The organism is Mesorhizobium sp. M0166 (genome assembly GCF_040322255.1).
GTDB lineage: Bacteria > Pseudomonadota > Alphaproteobacteria > Rhizobiales > Rhizobiaceae > Mesorhizobium.
Genome location: NZ_JAMYTD010000021.1, coordinates 25541 through 46205, shown reverse-complemented (window position 1 = coordinate 46205; position 20665 = coordinate 25541). Strand labels below are relative to the sequence as shown.

The following is a 20665-nucleotide window of genomic DNA, read 5'->3' as shown; positions in this document are numbered from 1 at the left end:
GCAGCAGAAATCTCAAACGGAATGATCTCTCATGCCGACAGTCGCCCCGCTCGATCTCGAAGGCCACTGCCTCGCCGCCGTATTCCTCGGTGACGTGCCGCATTTTGCGCTGGCTGACGGCACAATCCATCGGCTCGACCACGGCCACAAGACGGTGCAGGCCAATGACGGAATGCTCGCCGCCTTCCATGATGCGGCAAACGACCGGCTGATCACCGGTGGTGAGGACGGCAAGATCTTTGCCGTGACCGCAGGCGGCAATACTGCGGAATTGGCAGCCGCGGGCAAAAAATGGATCACCAGCGTCGCCGCCGGGCCGCAAGGCGCTGTTGCCTATGCTTCGGGCAAGATTGCCTATGTGCGCTTTGCCGACAGCAAAACCAGGGAATTCTCGCATCCGCGCTCGGTCGAGGGGCTTGCCTTCTCGCCCAAGGGCATGCGCTTCGGCGTTGCCCGCTACAACGGCGCGACGCTGCATTTCCCGGCCGCCGACGGCAAGCCGGTCGAGCTCGAATGGGCCGGCGCCCACACCGGCATCACCTTCTCGCCGGACGGCGGCTTCGTCGTCACCGCAATGCAGGAAAACGCGCTGCATGGCTGGAAGCTCGCCGACGGCAAGCACATGCGGATGTCCGGCTACCCCGGCAAGGTCAAAAGCCTGTCGTGGAGCGCCAAGGGCAAATGGCTGGCGAGTTCCGGCGCGCCAGCGGCGATCGTCTGGCCGTTTTCCGGCAAGGACGGGCCGATGGGCAAGGCGCCGCTGGAACTCGGCACGCGCGGCAATGCGATGGTCACCTCCGTCGCCTGTCACCCGAGCCAGGACGTCGTTGCCATCGGCTATGATGACGGCATGGTGATGGCGGTGCGCTTCGCCGACGCCAGGGAAGTGCTGTTGCGCCGGCCGGGCAAGGGCGCCATCACCTCGATGATGTGGGACAAGGAAGAGCGCCGCGTCGCCTTCGGCAGCGCTGCGGGCGATTGCGGCGTCATCGATATTTCGGCGTAACCTGTTACTTACTCGGCTCCGCAAGATACTTTGCCGGTCAATTCATCCGGTTTGCCGTCCTTTTCGGCATCAGCCGTAACATCATAGATTGAGAGCAAATAGCGGCCGTCATAGACGCCTTCGTCACTGGCCTTGGTCAGGATCGCCAGTTCGACATAGCCGTAGGCATTTTCGACCTGCCGTTCGTGGTAGACGAGCAGCCGCAATTCCTTGTTGTCGAGCCAATATTGCGTGAGGTTCTGATCCTCGAACACCGTCTTGCGCAGACTGTCGGCAGCCGGCCTGCCCAGAATTTCGAGCTCGCCGCTAAAATTGAAGGTCGGCCCGCCCATGCCTCTGGTGACCCCGGCACCGACCTGAAATTTGACGGCTGCGTCCTCGGCGGAACACCAGATGCCGCCGGACGCCAGAGCCGCTCCAACCGACGACAGCAGCATTACTGCGCAGACGATCGCCCGCACCATCTTGTCCCCTCCAGCCGAAGTGCCATTGGCGCCCGAAGGCGGCTCGTGGTCAAGCGCCTGTTTTCATTCAAATGACCGCTGACCCAACACAGGGCAGCCGCCCGGCCAATTGCGGTGGCGGACGCCGATTGTCTAAAGTGCGACTGAGAGGGCCGCCATGAACGTCATCAACCATGCAAAGACTTCCATCGGCGGCATCGGCCCGGCGCGGATCGCCAAGTTGCGCGCGGTCGAGGCAGAAGTCTTCCGCCGGGCGCGGCCGAAATCGATGGCGAAAATCGGCAATGGCCTGCCCGGCTTCTTCGGCGGCGTGCCGATGCATTGGATGAACGACTGGCCGACGCCGTTCCCGATCCTCGTCGATAGCGCCAGGGGCGCCGTCATCAGCGATATCGACGGCAACCGGCTCGACGATTTCTGCCTTGGCGACACCGGTTCGATGTTCGGTCATTCGCCGCCGCCGGTCGCACGCGCCATCCGCAGGCAGGCCGGACGCGGCCTGACCTACATGCTGCCTGCCGAGGACGCGCTCGCCATCGGGCCGCTGCTGCAGCAGCGTTTCGGTTTGCCGTTGTGGCAGATCGCGACGACGGCGACCGATGCCAACCGCTTCGCGCTGCGGGTTGCCCGCGCCGTTACCGGCCGGGAGAAGATACTGGTCTTCAACGGCTGCTATCATGGCTCGGTCGACGAGACGATGGTGCGGCTGGTCGCCGGGAAGGCGGTGAACCGACCGGGACTGGCCGGCGAGTTTCGCGACCTGACGCGGGCAACCGATATCGTCGAGTTCAACGACCTGCCGGCGCTCGACGCGGCACTCCGGGGTAACGATGTCGCCTGCGTCATCACCGAGCCGGTGCTGACCAATTCCTGCATGGTGCTGCCCGAAGCCGGCTTTCATGATGGCTTGCGGCGTCTCACCCGTGCGACCGGCACGCTGCTTCTAATCGACGAGACGCATACGATCTCGACCGGTCCCGGCGGCTATACCAGCAAATACGGGCTGGAGCCGGACCTGTTCGTGCTGGGCAAGCCGATTGCCGGCGGCATACCGGCGAGCGTCTGGGGCATGAGCGAAGACGTTGCGGCCCGCTATGCCGCTTATATCAGCCGGAAGGAGCCCGGCTATTCCGGCATGGGGACAACGCTGTCGGCCAATCCGCTGCAATTCGCAGCGATGCGCGCCACGCTCGAACACGTCATGACCGACGAGAACTACAGCCATATGGACCATCTGGCGCGGCGGCTCGACGCCGGGCTGACTGCCGTCATCGATCGCTATCGCCTGCCCTGGCATGTTGCCCGCGTCGGTGCCCGCGTCGAGTTCATCTGCGCGCCGGGCCCGCTGAGGAACGGCGGCGAAGCGGAAGCTGCGCACGTGCCGGAGCTCGAGGCGGCAATCCATGTCGCGCTGGTCAATCGCGGCGTGCTGATCGCACCCTTCCACAACATGATGCTGATCTCTCCTGCGACCAGCGCCGCCCAGGTGAACCGGCTGATCACTGCCTTCGGCGCGGTTGCGGCAAAGCTTACGGCGTGAGACAAGCTTGCGGCATGAAACAAGCGCCCAAGCAAAGTTTGAACCTGGTCACGGCATCCCCTTCGGGCTCGACGCCCGCCGAGGCGCAGGCCTTTCTCGACGTCCATCCTGAGATCGAAGCGTTCGACATCGTGCTGACCGACGCCAATGGCGTCGGGCGCGGCAAGATCGTGCGCCGGCATGAGTTGATGAGCATCTTCGAGGGTGGCCGGCACATGCCGATCTCGATCCTCGGCCTCGACATCACCGGCGAGGATGTTCACGAGACCGGGCTGATCTGGACGACCGGCGACGGCGACCTGCGGGCGTGGCCGATCCCCGGCACACTGGTGCCGCTGTTCGGCACCCAGCCGCCGCGCGGCCAGGTGCTGATGGCGATGTACCATCTCGATGGCCAGCCGATGTCGTCCGACCCGCGGCTGGCGCTCGCCCGCCAGGTGGACATCCTCGCGGCCAAGGGCCTGCATCCGGCCGGCGCCTTCGAGCTCGAATTCTTCCTGCTCGCCAACGAGCGCGATGCCGAAGGCAAGGTGCAGCCGGCGCACGCGGTACTCGACGGACGCCGCTCGGCCAAGACGGAGGTCTATTCCGTCGACCATCTGCACGGCATGGAGCCGCTGTTTTCCGACATCTACGCCGCAGCCAAGGTGCAGGGCATCCCGGCCGAGACGGTCATCTCGGAATATGCGCCCGGCCAGTACGAGCTGACGCTCAACTACCGCAAGGACGTGATGCGGGCGGCCGACGATCTCGTCATGCTCAAGCGTCTGGTGCGGGCGCAGGCACGTCGGCATGGTGTCACCGCTTGCTTCATGGCCAAGCCGATCGAGAAGTATGCCGGCTCTGGCATGCATTTTCATGTCTCGCTGCTGGACGATGCCGGCAAGAATGTCTTTGCCGAAGCCGGCGGCGAAAGCTGGTCGCTGCCGCTGCTGCGCGGCCTCGGCGGACTGATCCAGACGATGGCGGAATCGATGCTGGTCTTCGCGCCGCACGCCAACTCATGGCGGCGTTTCGTCTCGCAATCCTATGCGCCGGTGGCGCCGACCTGGGGCGTCAACAACCGTTCGGTGGCACTGCGTGTGCCGGCCGGCGACGCCAAGAACCGCCGCATCGAGCACCGGCCATCGGGCGTCGACGCGAATCCTTATTTGGTGGCAGCAACGGTGCTGGCCGGCATCGTCAAAGGCCTCGACGAAGGCCTCGATCCCGGTCCCGAAACCACCGGCAATGGCTACGAATCGGCCGTCACGCGCACGACGATGCCGGTCGACTGGCGTGCCGCGATCGAGGCGGGAAGGGCGTCGAGTTTCCTCAAGGGTGCATTGGGCGAAGACCTGCACCGGACGTTCGTGGCGATCAAGCAGTCGGAATATCTGCGCGTGGCGCGCACGGTCAGCGAACTGGATTATCACCTCTATCTACACGAGGTGTAGGGTACCGTTCGGCAGAGTCTTCGCCCGACGAAGTTCCGACCGGACCAGTTTTTGAAGGAACCTTCCGGCGGCTTCGCTCATTCCGGTCTGATCACAAAAGCGGACAAGGCCGCCTTAGCCATGATCGCCAGGATGCAGACGACCCCCACGCCGCACCACGCCAAGGTTCAGTCGAGAGGCTTGCCGACCGGCAAATCCCCGGAAACGACAGAAATCGACGCCAGGACGATTCCTGAACTGCGCGAAACGGCCAAGATCTGCCGCCGCTGTCCGCTATGGCACGACGCCACGCAGACCGTGTTCGGTGAGGGCCCTGACAAAGCTAAGGTGATCTTCGTCGGCGAACAGCCGGGCGACCAGGAGGACCTGGCGGGCAAACCTTTCGTCGGTCCGGCCGGCAAGGTGTTCGACGCGATCCTGGACGATGCCGGCGTCGACCGGCTGAAAGTCTACGTCACGAACGCGGTCAAGCATTTCAAGTTCGAGCCGCGCGGCAAGCGGCGCATCCACTCCAAGCCGAACGCCGGCGAGGTGCAGGCTTGCCGCTGGTGGCTCGACAAGGAGATCGATCTGATCAAGCCCAATCTGGCGGTGGCGCTCGGTGCAACGGCGGCGCAGGCGCTGCTCGGCAAGGTGGTGCCGATCATGAAGATGCGCGGGGCGGTCGTAGAGCGCGACGATGGCTTGCGTGTCTTCGTCACCATCCACCCGTCCTTCATCCTGCGCATTCGCGAGCCGGCGGACAAGCAGGCAGAACGCGAGCGGTTCCTGCAGGATATGAGAGCGGTGAAAAAGCTGATGGCCGCCTGAGCTATTTGATCAATATCGCGCGGAGATCGTTAACGTTTGTGCCGGTCGGTCCGGGCGCGAAAAGATCGCCGACGGCGTTAAACGCGGTCCACGCATTGTTGCCGGCAAGCATGGCCTTGGCATCGACGCCCGCCATACGCATCCGCGACACTGTCGAGCCGTCGGCGAAGGCGCCGGCATTGTCTTCCGAACCGTCTATGCCGTCGGTGTCGGCGGCCAGTGCGTAGACGCCCGCCATGCCGCTGATGCCGATGGCGAAGGCGAGCAGGAATTCAGAGTTGCGGCCGCCCTTGCCTTTCGCGCGCAAGGTCACCGTCGTCTCGCCGCCCGACAGGATCAGCACCGGCTTTGCGAATGGCCGGTTGCGCGTCGCCACTTCGCGCGCGATCGCAGCGTGGATGCCGCCGACCTCACGCGCCTCGCCCTCGATGGAATCGGAGAGAATGACCGCTTCGATACCTTGGTACCTGGCTTCGGCCGCAGCCGCTTCCAGCGATACGCCGGCCGAGGCGATCAGATGCACCTCGTTGCGCGAAAAACGCGGGTCGTCCGGATGCGGCGCATCGGCCGCCGGCGAATTGATATGCGCCATGACCGAAACCGGCAGGTTCATGCCATAGGCAGCGATCGATGCCAATGCGTCCTCGCGGCTGCCTACATCCGGCACGGTCGGACCAGAAGCGACCAGAGCCGGATCGTCGCCCGGAATATCAGAAACAACCAACGAGACCACCTTGGCAGGATATGCGGCGGCCGCCAGCCTGCCGCCCTTGATCGAGGACAGATGTTTGCGGATGGTGTTCATCGCGGCGATCGGCGCGCCGGAGGCGAGCAGCGCCTCGTTGACGGCGATCTCATCGGCCCGCGTCAGACCTTCGGCAGGTGACGGCAGCAGCGCCGAACCGCCGCCCGAAATGAGCGCCACGACGAGGTCGTCCGCAGTCAGTCCCTGGACTTTTTCGAGCAGCCGCCGGGAAGCTTCGAGCCCCGCGGCATCCGGCACCGGATGCGCAGCCTCGATGATCTCGATGCGCCGGCAGGCCGCGCCATAGCCGTAGCGGGTGACGACCAGCCCTTCGATCGGCCCGTCCCACACTTTCTCGAAAGCCGCCGCCATCTGCGCCGAGCCTTTTCCTGCACCGATGACGATGGTCCGGCCCTTCGGCCTTGCCGGCAAATGATCCTTGATCGTCCTCTGGGGATCGGCGGCGGCAACGGCGGCGTTGAAGATCGAAATGAGAAAGAGCTTGGGGTCTACCTCTGTCATTGTGCTTCCGCCGGCAATGCCAGCTCGCGCGCATTTATGCCGAGATACTCACAAAGCGCATCGACGACCACGCCATGGTCCCCACGCTCCGGCAGGCCCGAGACGGCGATCACGCCGATGACGCCGGCGCCCTTGACAGTGATGGGAAAGCCGCCGCCGGCCAGCACGTAGTCGGCAATGTCCAGTCCCTCGCCGGGCTTGAAGCTGCGGTCGGGGCGCTGCTGCTCCAGCACCATGCGGTAGGTGCTTTTCAGGAACCGCCGTACCACGTTGATCTTGCGCCGCGCCCAATCGGGATTTGAAGCGTTCGAGCCGGGCATTGCCGCATAGAACAGCGGCCGGTCGAAAGTTCTGATATCGACGATGATCGGCTGGTTTTCCTTGAGAGCCCGGTCGCGGATCGCCGAGCCGATCTCGAAAGCGACGGCTTCATCGAAGGCCGAAAAGACAAGCGTAGCTTCCTGTTTCTCGATCAGAGCGATGTCGTCCGCAACGGCCATGTCGTTCCCCTGTCAATCTCGCCTGTTGCTTTGGCGGATGGCTGCCGCCCGGTCAAGCCGACCGCATCCGACGGCTAAACCGCCATATCCGTCTTGGCCGCGCGGCCGGCGACATAGACCTCGCGCACGGCGCGGTCGTCGCCGAGCGTCTGCAGTAGAAACAATTCCTCGGCGAGCGTGTCTGCCGTCTCCACCCGCAGCCGCATCGCCGGCGTGGCGCGGGCGTCGAGCACGATGATATCGGCGTCGCTGCCTTCCTCCAGGGTGCCGATCTTTTCTGCAAGCGACAGCGCCTCGGCATTGCCGCGGGTCAGTTGCCAGAACGACTGGAACGGATTGAGCTTCTCGCCGTTCAACGCGATCACCTTGTAGCCCTCGTCCATGGTGCGCAGCATCGAATAGTTGGTGCCACCGCCGACATCGGTGGCGGCGGCGATGCGGAGCGGCTTCTCGCGGCGGCGATAGCGCTGATAATCGAACAGGCCCGAGCCGAGAAACAGGTTGGAGGTCGGGCAGAACACCGCCACCGAACCGCTATCGGAAAGCGCATCCGCCTCGCGTTCCGAGAGATGAATGCAATGGCCGAACAGGCTTCTGCGCCCGAGCAGCCCGTAGTGCTCGTAGACATCGGTATAGTCGCGCGCCTGCGGATGAAGCTGCTGCGTGAAGGCGATCTCGGCGTGGTTTTCCGACAGATGCGTCTGCATGTGCAGATCAGGATATTCGCGGCAGAGCGCGCCCGCCATCTCCAATTGCTCGGGCGACGAAGTAATGGCGAAGCGCGGGGTGATGGCATAGTGCTGGCGCCCGTTGCCGTGCCACTCATCGATCAACGCCTTGCTGTCGTCATAGCCCGATTGCGGCGTGTCGAGCACGCCTTCCGGTGCGTTGCGGTCCATCATCACCTTGCCGGCGATGTTGAGCATGTTGCGGTCGTGCGACTCGGCAAAGAACGCTTCAGCAGATTCCTTGTGTACCGAGCAATAGGCCGCGACTGTCGTCGTGCCATGCCGCAATACTTCATCCAGGAACAGCCTGGCGATACGGCGGCCATGCTGGGCGTTCTGGAATTTTGTCTCTTCCGGAAAAGTGTAGGTGTTCAGCCAGTCGAGCAGCTCGGCGCCGAAGGAAGCGATGACCTGCATCTGCGGAAAATGCGCGTGCGCATCGATGAACCCGGGCAGCAGCAGATGCGGCCTGTGGTCGATCTTTTTTGTTCCCTCGCCCGCCTTTTTCTCGACGCCGTCATAGGCGCCCGCGGCAACGATCCTACCGTCGCGGAGCAGCAAGCCGCCATCTTGCTCGTAACGCCAGGCGGAATGGTCGTCGATGGTTTCGGGCCAGCGCAAAAACGACAGCGTGCGGCCGCGCAGCAGCGTGCTGGTCATGCTATTTCCCCGCGCCTTCGAACCATGCCACCAGCAGCGCCCGTTCCTTGTCGGTGATCTGGGTGACGTTGGCGGGCGGCATGGCGTGGCTGCGTCCGGCCTGCAGGTAGATCTCGCGGGCGTGCCCGGCTATGCCGGCATCGGTATCGAGCATCACGTCCTTCGGCGCGTGGTAAATGCCCTCGTAGGACGGCTCCGCCGCGTGGCACATCGAACAGCGGCCAAGTACCGTATCACGCACGGCAGGGAAATGCTCCGAGGCGACGTAGACTTGGGCCGCCGCCGACGCCTTCGCCTCGCCGGTCAGCAGCTTCGGTGCCGTCGACAGCCAGATGATGACGACGAACAGGACGGCGGCCGCCAGCCAGGTCCAGGTCGGATTGCCTTTGCGCGCATGCCTGGTGTTGAAATAGTGCCGGATCAGCACGCCGATGATGAACACCAGCGAGGCGATGACCCAGTTGAACTCTGTCCCGAACGCCAGCGGATAATGGTTCGACAGCATCAGGAACAAAACCGGCAGCGTCAGGTAATTGTTGTGCAGCGAGCGCTGCTTGGCGATCTTGCCGTATTTCGGATCTGGCTTACGGCCGGCGATCAGGTCGGCGACGACGATCTTCTGGTTGGGGATGATGACCATGAAAACGTTGGCCGACATGATCGTCGCGGTGATGGCGCCAAGATGCAGGAAAGCGGCGCGGCCGGTGAACAAGTGGGTCAGTCCCCAGGCCATGAACACCAGCACGCCGTAGAGCACCAGCATCAGACCGGTGTCGCTGTTGCCGAGCGGCGAACGGCACAAGAGATCGTAGACCACCCAGCCGACGCCGATCGTCGCCAGCGACAGCAAGATGCCTGTAGGCACCGACATGGCGAGCACATTGGGATCGATCAGGAACAGGTCCGCCCCGGCATAGTAGACGACGCACAGCATGGCGAAGCCTGACAGCCAGGTGGCGTAGGATTCCCATTTGAACCAGGTCAGGTGCTCGGGCATTTCAGCCGGTGCCACCAGATATTTCTGCACATGATAGAAGCCGCCGCCATGCACCTGCCATTCCTCGCCGAAGGCTCCGGCGGGCATGCCCGGACGCTGGCGCAGGCCGAGGTCGAGCGCGACGAAATAAAAGGACGACCCAATCCAGGCGATACCGGTGACGACGTGCAGCCAGCGCACGGCGAAACTCAGCCAATCCCAGAATATCGCGAAATCCATCATGAAAAATCGTCCCTGCCGACCCACTGACTTTACGGACTGGAGCGCAAACGGAAAGGGCCGAGACGCACGATGACTTTCAAAAAAAATTGGAAAATACTAGGTTGATCATACGCAGCCACATGAGAGCCACGGAAGCCGCATGGCCTATCTCGATAACATCGCCGTTTTTGTCCGCGTCGTCGAGCTTGGCAATTTGTCGGCGGCTGGGCGCGACATGCGCATTTCGCCGGCGGTCGCTTCCAACCGGATCAAGGAGCTCGAGAAGCACCTGGGCGTCAGGCTGTTCAACCGTACGACGCGGCAATTGATGCCGACCGAGCACGGCACGGTGTTCTACTCCGGCGCCAAGCAGGTGCTGGAGGCGGTCACCGAGGCGGAAGCGGCGGTGAGCGCGTTATCCGGCCAGCCGCGCGGCACCATAAAGGTGACAGCGCCGCTCGGCCTCGGGCGGCGGCTGGTGGCATCCGGCATCCCGGATTTCCACGACAGGTACCCAGATATCGAGGTGCGGCTCCGGCTTTCCGATCACAATGTCGATATCATGAAGGAAGGAATCGACGTTGCGTTCCGGCTGGGCATCATCGAGGATTCCAGCCTCAGGATGCGCGGCATCATGGAATGCGAGCGCGTGCTGGTAGCGGCTCCGCAATATCTGGAAGTGCGCGGCGAGCCGACCGAGCCGCAGGAGTTGATCGGCAAGAAACACGATTGCCTGATGCTGCGCTATTCCGGCGCGCGCGAATATGTGTGGACGCTGCAGACGCCGAACGGCCCGCAAAAGTTCGAGGTGCACGGCCCCTACGATACCGATGATGGCGACGTGCTGACCGGCTGGGCGCTGTCCGGCCGCGGCATCATCAACAAGCCGCGCTTCGAGGTCGAGCCGTTTATCCGCGACCACCGGCTGAAGGTGATCCTGAGCAACACGCCGCCGACGCCGGTGCAGTTCGCCGCCGTCTACCCGCACAAGAAGCTGCAGGATCCGAAGGTGCGGCTGCTGCTCGATTTCATGGCCGAGCGCTGCCAGCGGCTGATCAGGGATATTCTGGCCGGCAAATGATCGCCCGCTGGCCGGTTGCTTTCCGTCCAGCCGACGAGATAATTCCCAAGGAATCTCGCTCAACAGGGAAAAGCGATGGCCAACGGCGCCACAATGTGTCTCGCCGTTTCACTGTCTCCGGAAGCCGCCCCTTCCCATCCGCCCGACGCCGGCCCGGACTTCAGTCTGCTGACGCGGTTCGTGCAAGAAGCCGAAGCGGCCGGCCTGGACATGGTGTTGCTCGGCGATTCCGCGCCGGTTGCAGGCGGGCTGAACCGGCAAATGCGCTTCGAAGCAACGACCTTGGCGGCGGCCCTGGCGACGGTGACAAGCAGGATCGGCCTCGTCGCTGCAGCCTCGACGGTCGCCCACCAGCCCTACAATCTCGCGCGCCGTTTCGCTTCGCTCGATATTATCAGCCATGGCCGCGCCGGCTGGAACGCGAGCATGATGCCCGACCCGCGCGAGGCGGCCAATTTCAGCCGACCGGAAGGGTTTTCCGGCGACGATTTCCGCCTGCGCGCCGATGAATTCATCGGCATCGTGCAAGGCTTGTGGAACGGCTGGGACGCAGACGTGCTGCTGTTCGACAAAGTTGGCGGCCGCTTCTTCGATCCCGAGAAGATGCACGTTCTCGACCACAAGGGCGAATATTTTTCCGTGCGCGGGCCGCTCAACGTGGCGCGGTCGCCGCAGGACACTCCGGTGCTGGTCATGTCCGGCCTGTCCGAGCCCGCGATGGATATCGCCGCCCGCACCGCCGGTGCCGTCCTGCTGGATGAGCCATCGATCGGGCCGGCGGAGGCTGGCGATCTGAAGCGCCGTGCGCTTGCCGTCGGGCGCAGGCCGGAGGCGCTGAAAGTGCTGATGAACGTTACCGTCAGCGCCGAAATAACCGCCGCACCGGACCTGTTTGCGGACAGGCTCGAAGAGTACTTTCGCTCGAAAGCCTGCGACGGTTTCAACATCGACACGCCGTTCACATCGGCGCTCGACGATTTCATCGGTCTCGTGCTGCCGGAGCTTCGCCGCCGCGGCCTTGTCCGGTCCGGCTATAGCGCGGCGACACTGCGCGCCCATCTCGGGCTTGCAGGGGAGGATCGGCAATGAGCGCCGGTCGAGGCCAGATGAAGCTCGGCGCCTTCCTGTGGGCGACAGGCCACCATATCGCCGCCTGGCGCCATCCGCAGGCGCATGTCACGGCCGGCATCGAGATCGATCATTACATCCAGCTGGCGCGGACGGCGGAAGCGGCAAAGTTCGACATGATCTTCTGCGAGGACGCCGCCGGTGTGCGCGAGGCCAATGTCAACATCGCCAGCCAAACGTCGCGCTCGATCGGCTTCGAGCCGATCAGCCTGCTTGCCTCGCTCGCCGTCCAGACGGAGCGCATCGGCCTCGTCTCCACGGCGTCGACGAGCTATAACGAGCCTTACGGACTGGCGCGGACCTTCCTGTCGCTCGACCATCTGAGCGGCGGCCGAGCCGGCTGGAACCTTGTCACTTCGGCCAGCCAGATCGAGGCCGCCAATTTCGGCTCGACCGGACTGCGCCCGCATGCGGACCGTTACGGGCGAGCACGCGAATTCGCTGCCGTGGTTACCGGCCTTTGGCGAGGCCAGGGTGGATACGAAGGCAGAAGTTTTTCGGTGCGCGACCCGCTCGATCTGCCGCGCTCGCCACAAGGTGCACCGGTCATGGTTCAGGCGGGAGCGTCGGACGAAGGCCGCGATCTCGCCGCCCGGACCGCCGACGTGGTGTTCACGGCGGCGCAGACATTCGAGGAGGCGAAGGCCTTCTATGACGACCTCAAGGCACGGCTGGCGGCCCATGGGCGCGAGCCGGAGGACGTCAAGATCATGCCCGGCGTCGCGCCGGTCGTCGCGGCAAGCGAAGCGGAAGCCCGGGCAAAACACGATGAACTGCAGGAGCTGATACCGGACGATGTCGGCGTCGCGCTGCTTTCCAGCTATCTCAGCATATCCGATCTCGCGCGCTATCCCATCGACGGACCGCTGCCCGAGCTGCCGGCCAGCGAAGGCATGCAGAGCCGGCAGGCGCTGGTCATCGAGCAATCACGCCGCAACAAGCTGTCCATTCGCCAGCTTGCCCGTCATTTCGCCGGCGCGCGCGGCCATTGGCGCGTCGTCGGAACGCCGGCCCAGATCGCCGACGAGCTCGAGGCACGCTTCGAGGGCGGCGCGGCAGACGGTTTCAACGTCATGCCATCCTATTTTCCCGGCGAACTCGATGCCTTTGCCACACTCGTCGTGCCGGAGCTGCAGCGGCGCGGGCTGTTCCGGAAGGATTATGAAGGCAGCACGCTGCGCGACCATCTGGGCTTGAAAAGGCCGGCGTAAACGACGAGCGGAACGAAAGTCGGAGATCGCCGTTTTGGGATGCTGTGCCGCGGCGATGAGGGCGTCTGCGCGCATATTCGATTGACCTTCCACAAACTTCGCCCTCTTCAAACCACGCGGACGCACCGCCACAGGAGCCGATCATGGATGCCATCGCCACCCGCAACGACCTGCAATCCAATGCTAAGAAAGAGTGTATCGACCTTCTCAATGCCCGCCTCGCCGACGCCATCGATCTGGCCTTGATCACCAAGCAGGCGCACTGGAACGTCAAGGGACCGCAATTCATCGCCATCCATGAGATGCTCGACACGTTCCGCGAGGAGATCGACGGCCATGTCGACACCATTGCCGAGCGCGCCGTACAGCTCGGCGGCACGGCGCTCGGCACATCGCAAGAGGTGTCGAAGGCGAGTATGCTGGAGGCCTATCCGACCGACATCCACAAGACCCGGGATCACCTGGCGGCGCTGATCGACCGGTATGCCGCAACCGCCAAGCGGGCACGCGCGGCAATCGACGAAGCGGCCGGTGCGGGCGACGCCGACACCGCCGACATCTTCACCGCCTATTCGCGCTCGCTCGACAAATTACTGTGGTTCCTGGAGGCGCACACGCAGGAGAAGGAATAACAGGAAACGTCAGCCGGCCATCGCTTTGCCGCGACGAGCTTTGGACGGAGCTGCCGGTGCTATCGCGTGAGCGGCCAACGCCGTCATGATTTCGGCCGCGGCGAGTGCGGCGATCACCTGCGGGCGCTTGTCCTTGACGGCACCGCTGCCGATCGGCGAGACGAGGCGGGCAAATTCCGCCTCGCCTCCGTCCGCCGATTTCAGGAACCAGTTCCGGAACGTCGCCTTCTTGGTTCTGGAGCCGATCATGCCGACATAGGCGGCATCGCGGCGTTTCAGCGCCTCGGCGACGATCAGGAAGTCCAGCGCATGGTCGTGGGTAAGGACGACGAAGGCGGATCCAGCCGGGGCTTCGCGCACCATTGCCTCAGGCATCGGCGTCAGCTTGGTTTCGACCGTATCCGGCATGCCCCCCAGCGCCTCGGCTCGCGTCTCGACAACGACGACACGTACCGGCAGCAAAGCCACCGCCGAGGCCAGCGCATGGCCGACATGGCCGCCGCCGAAGATGTAGACATGCGGCAGTTGCGCCTCCTCGGCCTCCGCCTCCGCAACAAGCTTGGCCTCATGCGCGGCGTTGACCAGCCGGATCAGCAGCTCGACCCTGCCGCCGCAGCATTGGCCGATCTCCGGCCCGAGCGCGATGTCGAGCGTGGCGCGGATATCCCTCCCTCTTGAGGGGAGGGTGGCGGCGAAGCCGCCGGGTGGGGTCGCCGCGGCAGTGCTCGACGCGCTGGCGGTACCTTCTGAGACGACCCCCTCTGGCCGCTCCGCGGCTTGCCCTTCGCTATGGCTCCGGGCGTTCGTCGCTGAAAAAGCCAAATCGTTGGCTTTTTCTCGGCCATTGGCCGACCGCTCCTCACCCCCCTCAAGGGGGGAGAAAAGCATCTGCCGCGCTTTGTCGATCGCCATGTATTCGAGCTGGCCGCCACCGATCGTGCCGAAAGTGGCCGATCCTGAGACGAGCATGAAGGCACCCGTTTCGCGCGGCGTCGAACCTTTTGTCCCGGCCACCTCAACCAGCGCGATGCGGCCGGCACCGGCAAGAAAGGCTTTCAGGCTCTGCACTTTCGCCTCCATCATTCGCGTTCCCTATTGGGAAATATAGAGTTTTTCGGCCTGAATTGCACGTTTTCCGGGATTCAAGTGCCGGTCCTGGCTTCCCGCTTCAGCCGTTCGATCGCCATCAGCACACGCTCCGGCGTGGCCGGCGGGTCGAGGCGCGGGCAGATCTTGTGGCCGGCAACGCTCGCCACTGCGTCCGACAGCGCATGCAGCACCGACATGGCGAGCGGGAAAGGCGGCTCGCCGACCGCCTTGGAGCGGTGCACCGTCGGCTCGCCCGCTTGCGCCCAGTCGGCCAAAGTCACGTTAAAAATCTTCGGCCGGTCCGACGCGAGCGGGATCTTGTAGGTAGATGGCGCATGGGTGCGCAGCCGCCCCTTGTCGTCCCACCACAGTTCCTCCGTCGTCAGCCAGCCCATGCCTTGGATGAAACCGCCCTCGATCTGGCCGAGGTCGATGGCGCGATTCAGCGAGCGGCCGGTTTCGTGCAGGATGTCGGTGCGCTCGACGATATATTCGCCGGTCAGCGTGTCGACAGAGACTTCCGAGCACGCGGCGCCATAGGCGAAATAATAGAAGGGATGGCCCTCGCCCTTGTCGCGGTCCCAATGGATTTTCGGCGTCTTGTAGAAACCCGCCGCCGAAAGCTGGATGCGCGCCATATAGGCCTGCCTGACGAGATCGGCGAAGGCGATCTCCTGGTTGCCGATGCGCACGCGGTTGGGCAGGAACAGCACCTGGTCGCGCGGCACCTGGTATCTCTCGACGGCAAAATTGGTCAACCGGTCCTTGATCTGGCGGGCGGCATTCTGCGCCGCCATGCCGTTGAGATCGGAGCCGGAAGACGCGGCGGTGGCCGAGGTGTTCGGCACCTTGCCGGTCGTCGTCGCGGTGATCTTGACCTGATCGAGGTCGATCTGGAACTCTTCCGCCACGACCTGCGCCACCTTGACATAGAGGCCCTGCCCCATCTCGGTGCCGCCGTGGTTCAGATGCACCGAACCGTCGGTATAGACATGCACCAGCGCGCCGGCCTGGTTGTAGTGGGTGGCGGTGAACGAGATGCCGAACTTGACCGGCGTCAGCGCCAGTCCGTGCTTGATGAAGCGGCTGTTGGCATTGAAAGCATCGATGGTGCGGCGGCGCCTCGCATAGTCGGAACTCGCCTCCAGCTCGGCGACGATGCGGTGGATGATGTTGTCCTCGACCGTCTGGTGGTAGGGCGTGATGTTACGGTCGCTGGTGCCGTAGAAATTCTTCTTGCGGATTTCGAGCGGGTCCTTGCCGACGGCAAACGCGACTTCGTCGATGACGCGCTCGGCGCCGACCATGCCTTGCGGACCGCCGAAGCCGCGAAAGGCGGTGTTCGATACCGTATTGGTGTAGAGCGGCGCCGATTGCGCGTGCACCGCCGGCCAGAAATAGGTGTTGTCGCAATGGAACAGGGCGCGGTCGGTGACCGGGCCGGAGAGGTCGGCCGAGAAGCCGCAGCGCGCCGCGAACATGAAATCTACGCCCAGAATATTACCCTCGTCGTCGAAGCCGACCTCGTAGTCGACGAGGAAATCGTGGCGTTTGCCGGTGGCGATCATGTCGTCGTCGCGGTCGGGCCGGATTTTCACGGCCCGATGATGTTTCTTCGCGGCGATAGCAGCCAATGCCGCAAACTGATTGCCTTGCGTTTCCTTGCCACCGAAAGCGCCGCCCATCCGGCGGATTTCCACCGTCACCGCGTGGCTCGGAACACCTAGCGCATGGCTGACCATGTGCTGGATTTCGCTCGGGTGCTGGGTCGAGGAATAGATGGTGACGTCGTGGTCCTCGCCAGGAATGGCCAAGGCGATATGGCCTTCGAGATAGAAATGCTCCTGGCCGCCTATGCGCATTTTTCCCTTCAGCCGGCGCGGCGCCGCGTTGATCGCAGCCGCTGCATCACCCCGCTTCAACGTCAGCGGCGGCGTGACCAGCTTGTCTTTCCGGGGATCGAGCTCGGCGATATCGGCGACGAACGGCAATTCCTTGTATTCGACCTTGGCCAGCCTCGTCGCGCGGCGCGCCTGCTCGCGGGTTTCGGCAATGACGCAGAAGATCGGCTGGCCAAAGAATTGCACCTTGCCGTCGGCCAGCACCGGCTCGTCGTGACGGCCGGTTGGCGAAATGTCGTTCTCGCCTGGCACGTCGCTCGCCGTCAGCACATCGATGACGCCGGGTGCGGCGCGCACCGCCGAAAGGTCCATGCTGGTGATGGTGGCATGCGTCGCCGTCGAAAGCCCAAGGCAGCCGTGCAGCGTGCCGGCCGGTTCCGGCATGTCGTCGATATAGACGGCCGTGCCACTGACATGCTTGTGCGCGGAATCATGGCGCTGGTCGGTGGCGACGCCGCCGGCGATTTTTTGCGCCTTCAGGTTTGGCGTGGCGTGCTTGTTCATCATGCCGCCTCGTGCCGTGATACCTGGATCGGCGCCCGGGTGCCGGTGGTTTCAGCAAAGAAGCGCAGCAGCAGGTTGCGCGCCGTCAGCGCCCGGTATTCGGCGCTTGCCCGCATGTCGGTCAGCGGGGTGAAATCGCCGGCATACGCGGCCATCGCCGCCTCGACCGTCGCTTCCGTCCAGGGCTTGCCAAGCAATGCCTTTTCGACGCCAAAGGCTCGCTTCGGCGTTGCCGCCATGCCGCCATATGCGATGCGCACGTCCGCCACCTTGCCATCACCGGCGAGCTTCAGGAAAAACGCGCCTAGCGCTGCTGTGATGTCTTCGTCGCGGCGCTTGGTGATCTTGTAGACGGCAAATTTCGTCTCGCTGCCCGGCACCGGAACATGCACGGCCTCGACGAATTCGCCGGATTGCCGGTCCTGCTTGCCATAGGCGATGAAAAACTCCTCGAGCGGGATCGTCCGCCGCTTGTCGCCGCGGCGCAGCGTCAGGCGGGCACCGAGTGCGATCAGCGGCGGCGGCGTGTCGCCGATCGGCGAGCCATTGGCGATATTGCCGCCGATGGTGCCCATGTTGCGCACCTGATCGCCGCCGATGCGATCGAACAGCGGGCCTAGCGCCGGAATGCGTTTCGCCAGCGTCGCGAAGGCTTCGCTATAGGTGACACCGGCGCCGATCGAGACGACGCCCTTGTCCTCGGACATCCCGCACAGACCGTCGAGATTGCCGATAAAAACCGCCGGCGCAATATCGCGCATGTGCTTGGTCACCCAAAGGCCGACATCGGTCGAACCCGCGACGATGGTCGCCCCCGGCTCCTTGACCAGCACGCTGGCCAGATCGTCGGCATTGGCCGGCACGATCAGCCGTTTGTTGCCGGAGCCGATTTCGATGCGCGAACCGTCCTTCATCGCTTCGAGCTTGGCCGTGACGGCCTTGCGCTCTGCCGCCAGCGGGTCCTTGGCCGCCTTGCCGTAGCTGGAGATGGCACGCGCGGCGCGCATGATCGCCTCGTAGCCGGTGCAGCGGCAGAGATTGCCTTGCAGCGCTTTTTCGATGGCGGCGTCCGACGGCTCCGGTGACCGCATCCACAGAGCATAAAGCGACATGACGAAACCCGGCGTGCAGAAGCCGCATTGCGAGCCGTGGAAATCGACCATCGCCTGCTGCACGGGGTGCAGTTTTCCTGCGTCGCCGCGCAGATGCTCGACGCTCACGACATGCGTGCCGTCTAGCGAGCCAAGGAAGCGGATGCAGGCATTGACGCTTTCATAGACCAGTGTTCCACCCGAGAGCCTACCGACCAGCACCGTGCAGGCGCCGCAGTCGCCCTCGGCGCAACCTTCCTTGGTGCCGCGCAGCGAGCGGTCGAGCCGCAGCCAGTCGAGCAGTGTCTGGTCGGGTGCAACCGTGCCGAGCGCGACGTCCTCGCCATTGAGGATGAAGCGGATTTCGTTGCGTGTCTTGATCCCGGCCATCTCAGCTTCCCCGGTAAGTCGAATAGCCATACGGCGACAGAAGCAGCGGCACATGATAGTGCATCAGCTCGGCCATGCCGAAGCGGATCGGCACATGGTCGAGGAAGGCCGGTTCCGGCAGTTTTGTCCCCTGCCGGCGCAGATAATCGCCGGCCGCAAAGATCAGCTCGTATTCGCCGGTACGGAATTCCGCGCCGGCAAGCAGCGGAGCATCGCAACGGCCGTCGTCATTGGTGACCACCGTCTTCAGATGCGTCCGGGCCTGGCCGTCAAGATGATAGAGTTCGATCGACAGACCGGCCGCCGGCTTGCCGGCTGCAGTGTCGAGGACATGGGTCGTCAGGCGCCCGCCTTCGGCTTTCGACGTTTCCGCCACTGGCTGCTCCATTCCCTGCATAGTCGAACACTATTCATGAATTGTGCGCCAATTAAAGGCGATGCATAAGTCCCGGTCGAGCGGAGCGCGACAAAAACACTTTCAAAAATTTCGGGGGAATGCGCAGGCACTCCTTTCGACTATTCTGATCACAATTTCCGGCAGGAGCGAGAATGCGTTACGAACGAGACATGCGCGGCTACGGAGCCAATCCGCCGGATCCGAAATGGCCCGGCGGGGCGCATGTCGCGGTGCAGTTCGTCGTCAATTACGAAGAGGGCGGCGAGAATTGCGTCCTCCACGGCGACAAGGCTTCGGAGGCTTTCCTGTCGGAGATCGTCGGCGCCGCGCCCTGGCCCGGCCAGCGCCACTGGAACATGGAATCGATCTACGAATACGGCGCCCGCGCCGGCTTCTGGCGATTGCTGCGCCTGTTCAGCGAGGCGCAAGTGCCGATCACCTGTTACGGCGTCGCCACGGCCCTGGCGCGTTCGCCCGACCAGGTTGCGGCGATGCAGGAGGCCGGCTGGGAGATCGCTTCGCACGGGCTGAAATGGATCGACTACCGCGACCATACCCCGGAAGAAGAGCGCCGCGACATGGAAGCGGCGATCCGGCTGCATTATGAGGTCACAGGTGCGCGGCCGACCGGCTGGTACACCGGCCGCACCTCGATCAACACCGTGCGGCTGGCAGCGGAAGAGGGTGGCTTCGACTATGTGTCGGACACCTATGATGACGAACTGCCCTACTGGTTCGAGCATGTGGCACCGGATGGGTCGGCGAAGCCGCAGCTGGTCATCCCTTATACGCTCGACGCCAACGACATGCGCTTTGCCACGCCGCAGGGCTTCAACTCGGGCGACCAGTTCTTTGCCTATCTCAGGGATAGTTTCGACACGCTCTATGCCGAGGGCAAGGCAGGGCGGCCGCGCATGATGAATATCGGCCTGCACTGCCGCCTCGTCGGGCGGCCGGGCCGGGTCGCGGCATTGAAGCGCTTCATCGACTACGTCAAATCGCACGACAAGGTCTGGCTGGCACGGCGCATCGACATTGCAAAACACTGGCAGGAGACGCATCCGTTCCGGCTGCCGGCGCTGCGCCCGTCGAAAATGGAATTCGAGCCCTTCGTCCAGGCATTCGGCGGCGTCTTCGAGCATTCGCCGTGGATTGCCGAGCGCGCTTATGAGCTGGAGCTCGGCCCGGCGCATGACAGTGCCGGCGGCCTGCACAATGCGCTCTGCCGCGTCTTTCGCGCGGCAAGCGAGGCCGAGCGGCTTTCCGTGCTCAATGCCCACCCCGATCTTGCCGGAAAACTGGCGCAGGCCAAGCGGCTGACGGCGGAATCGTCGAGGGAACAGGCTTCGGCCGGCCTCGACGCGCTGACCGACAAGGAGCGCGAGCTGTTCGCAAAACTCAATGCCGCCTACGTCACCAGTTTCGGTTTCCCCTTCATTATTGCGGTGAAAGGCAAGACCAAGGGGGAGATCCTGGCCGAGTTCGAGGCGCGTATTGGCAACAGCCACGATGTCGAATTCGAAACCGCCTGCAGACAGGTCGAGCGCATCGCGCTGCTTCGTCTCAAGGACATGCTTCCGCAATAGGCTTTGGCTGCCGCGATGGGCCCTGGCTTCCGCAACAGGCTTGAAT

Annotated in this window: 18 protein-coding genes; 9 read left to right on the top strand and 9 right to left on the bottom strand. The window is 63.9% G+C overall.

Annotated features, from left to right (window positions below):
- Positions 1-31 precede the first annotated feature (31 nt).
- On the top strand, positions 32-1006 hold the full coding sequence (locus NKJ46_RS21825; protein ID WP_352667478.1) for a WD40 repeat domain-containing protein: 975 nt from the start codon (positions 32-34) through the stop codon (positions 1004-1006).
- Positions 1007-1014: 8 nt separating this feature from the next.
- Here NKJ46_RS21825 and NKJ46_RS21820 read toward each other — a convergent pair whose 3' ends face one another.
- Entirely contained in the window at positions 1015-1470 is a 456-nt protein-coding gene (locus NKJ46_RS21820) for a hypothetical protein (RefSeq protein WP_352667475.1), read from the bottom strand.
- 157 nt (positions 1471-1627) lie between these two features.
- On the opposite strand from NKJ46_RS21820, the gene NKJ46_RS21815 reads away from it, so the two are divergent.
- The 3 genes from NKJ46_RS21815 (at position 1628) to NKJ46_RS21805 (ending at position 5256) form a co-directional block, all read left to right on the top strand.
- A complete protein-coding gene (locus NKJ46_RS21815) occupies positions 1628-3010 on the top strand; it encodes an aspartate aminotransferase family protein (RefSeq protein ID WP_352667472.1) in 1383 nt (460 codons plus the stop codon).
- Positions 3011-3024: 14 nt separating this feature from the next.
- Positions 3025-4446: a glutamine synthetase family protein gene (locus NKJ46_RS21810; RefSeq protein WP_352667469.1), complete on the top strand. Its 1422-nt coding sequence runs from the start codon at positions 3025-3027 to the stop codon at positions 4444-4446.
- A gap of 132 nt (positions 4447-4578) precedes the next feature.
- The gene (locus NKJ46_RS21805; protein WP_352667467.1) at positions 4579-5256 is read left to right on the top strand and encodes a UdgX family uracil-DNA binding protein; all 678 of its coding nucleotides are present in this window, start codon (positions 4579-4581) and stop codon (positions 5254-5256) included.
- Position 5257: 1 nt separating this feature from the next.
- On the opposite strand, the gene NKJ46_RS21800 is transcribed toward NKJ46_RS21805, so the two are convergent.
- From NKJ46_RS21800 to NKJ46_RS21785, 4 genes are all read right to left on the bottom strand, one after another.
- Entirely contained in the window at positions 5258-6523 is a 1266-nt protein-coding gene (locus NKJ46_RS21800) for a glycerate kinase type-2 family protein (RefSeq protein WP_352667464.1), read from the bottom strand.
- Positions 6520-7023, bottom strand: a complete 504-nt coding sequence (locus tag NKJ46_RS21795) for a heme-degrading domain-containing protein (protein ID WP_352667462.1) — start codon at positions 7021-7023, stop codon at positions 6520-6522. The genes NKJ46_RS21800 and NKJ46_RS21795 overlap by 4 nt, the downstream gene beginning before the upstream one ends.
- Before the next feature lie 74 nt (positions 7024-7097).
- Complete coding sequence (guaD, locus tag NKJ46_RS21790; RefSeq protein WP_352667459.1) at positions 7098-8411, bottom strand: guanine deaminase; 1314 nt, start codon at positions 8409-8411, stop codon at positions 7098-7100.
- Between the two features lies 1 nt (position 8412).
- Positions 8413-9630 (bottom strand): urate hydroxylase PuuD, encoded by a 1218-nt coding sequence (locus tag NKJ46_RS21785; RefSeq protein WP_352667456.1) that lies wholly within the window; start codon positions 9628-9630, stop codon positions 8413-8415.
- Positions 9631-9769: 139 nt separating this feature from the next.
- On the opposite strand from NKJ46_RS21785, the gene NKJ46_RS21780 reads away from it, so the two are divergent.
- From NKJ46_RS21780 to dps, 4 genes are all read left to right on the top strand, one after another.
- On the top strand, positions 9770-10690 hold the full coding sequence (locus tag NKJ46_RS21780) for a LysR family transcriptional regulator (RefSeq protein ID WP_352667454.1): 921 nt from the start codon (positions 9770-9772) through the stop codon (positions 10688-10690).
- A 75-nt stretch (positions 10691-10765) separates the two neighbouring features.
- Entirely contained in the window at positions 10766-11779 is a 1014-nt protein-coding gene (locus tag NKJ46_RS21775; RefSeq protein ID WP_352667451.1) for an LLM class flavin-dependent oxidoreductase, read from the top strand.
- The gene (locus NKJ46_RS21770) at positions 11776-13029 is read left to right on the top strand and encodes an LLM class flavin-dependent oxidoreductase (RefSeq protein WP_352667448.1); all 1254 of its coding nucleotides are present in this window, start codon (positions 11776-11778) and stop codon (positions 13027-13029) included. Before NKJ46_RS21775 ends, NKJ46_RS21770 begins: the two co-directional genes overlap by 4 nt.
- A 143-nt stretch (positions 13030-13172) precedes the next feature.
- Entirely contained in the window at positions 13173-13661 is a 489-nt protein-coding gene (gene dps / locus NKJ46_RS21765) for a DNA starvation/stationary phase protection protein Dps (protein ID WP_352590942.1), read from the top strand.
- 9 nt (positions 13662-13670) lie between these two features.
- Here dps and xdhC read toward each other — a convergent pair whose 3' ends face one another.
- From xdhC to uraH, 4 genes are all read right to left on the bottom strand, one after another.
- Complete coding sequence (gene xdhC, locus NKJ46_RS21760) at positions 13671-14741, bottom strand: xanthine dehydrogenase accessory protein XdhC (RefSeq protein WP_352667586.1); 1071 nt, start codon at positions 14739-14741, stop codon at positions 13671-13673.
- A gap of 62 nt (positions 14742-14803) precedes the next feature.
- Positions 14804-17155, bottom strand: a complete 2352-nt coding sequence (gene xdhB / locus NKJ46_RS21755; protein WP_352667446.1) for a xanthine dehydrogenase molybdopterin binding subunit — start codon at positions 17153-17155, stop codon at positions 14804-14806.
- Positions 17155-18636: a xanthine dehydrogenase small subunit gene (xdhA, locus tag NKJ46_RS21750; RefSeq protein ID WP_352667444.1), complete on the bottom strand. Its 1482-nt coding sequence runs from the start codon at positions 18634-18636 to the stop codon at positions 17155-17157. The genes xdhB and xdhA overlap by 1 nt, the downstream gene beginning before the upstream one ends.
- Position 18637: 1 nt before the next feature.
- Positions 18638-19012, bottom strand: coding sequence for a hydroxyisourate hydrolase (gene uraH, locus NKJ46_RS21745; protein ID WP_352667442.1), 375 nt, complete (start codon positions 19010-19012; stop codon positions 18638-18640).
- A gap of 173 nt (positions 19013-19185) precedes the next feature.
- On the opposite strand from uraH, the gene puuE reads away from it, so the two are divergent.
- Positions 19186-20619: an allantoinase PuuE gene (gene puuE / locus NKJ46_RS21740; protein ID WP_352667439.1), complete on the top strand. Its 1434-nt coding sequence runs from the start codon at positions 19186-19188 to the stop codon at positions 20617-20619.
- Positions 20620-20665: the final 46 nt, after the last annotated feature.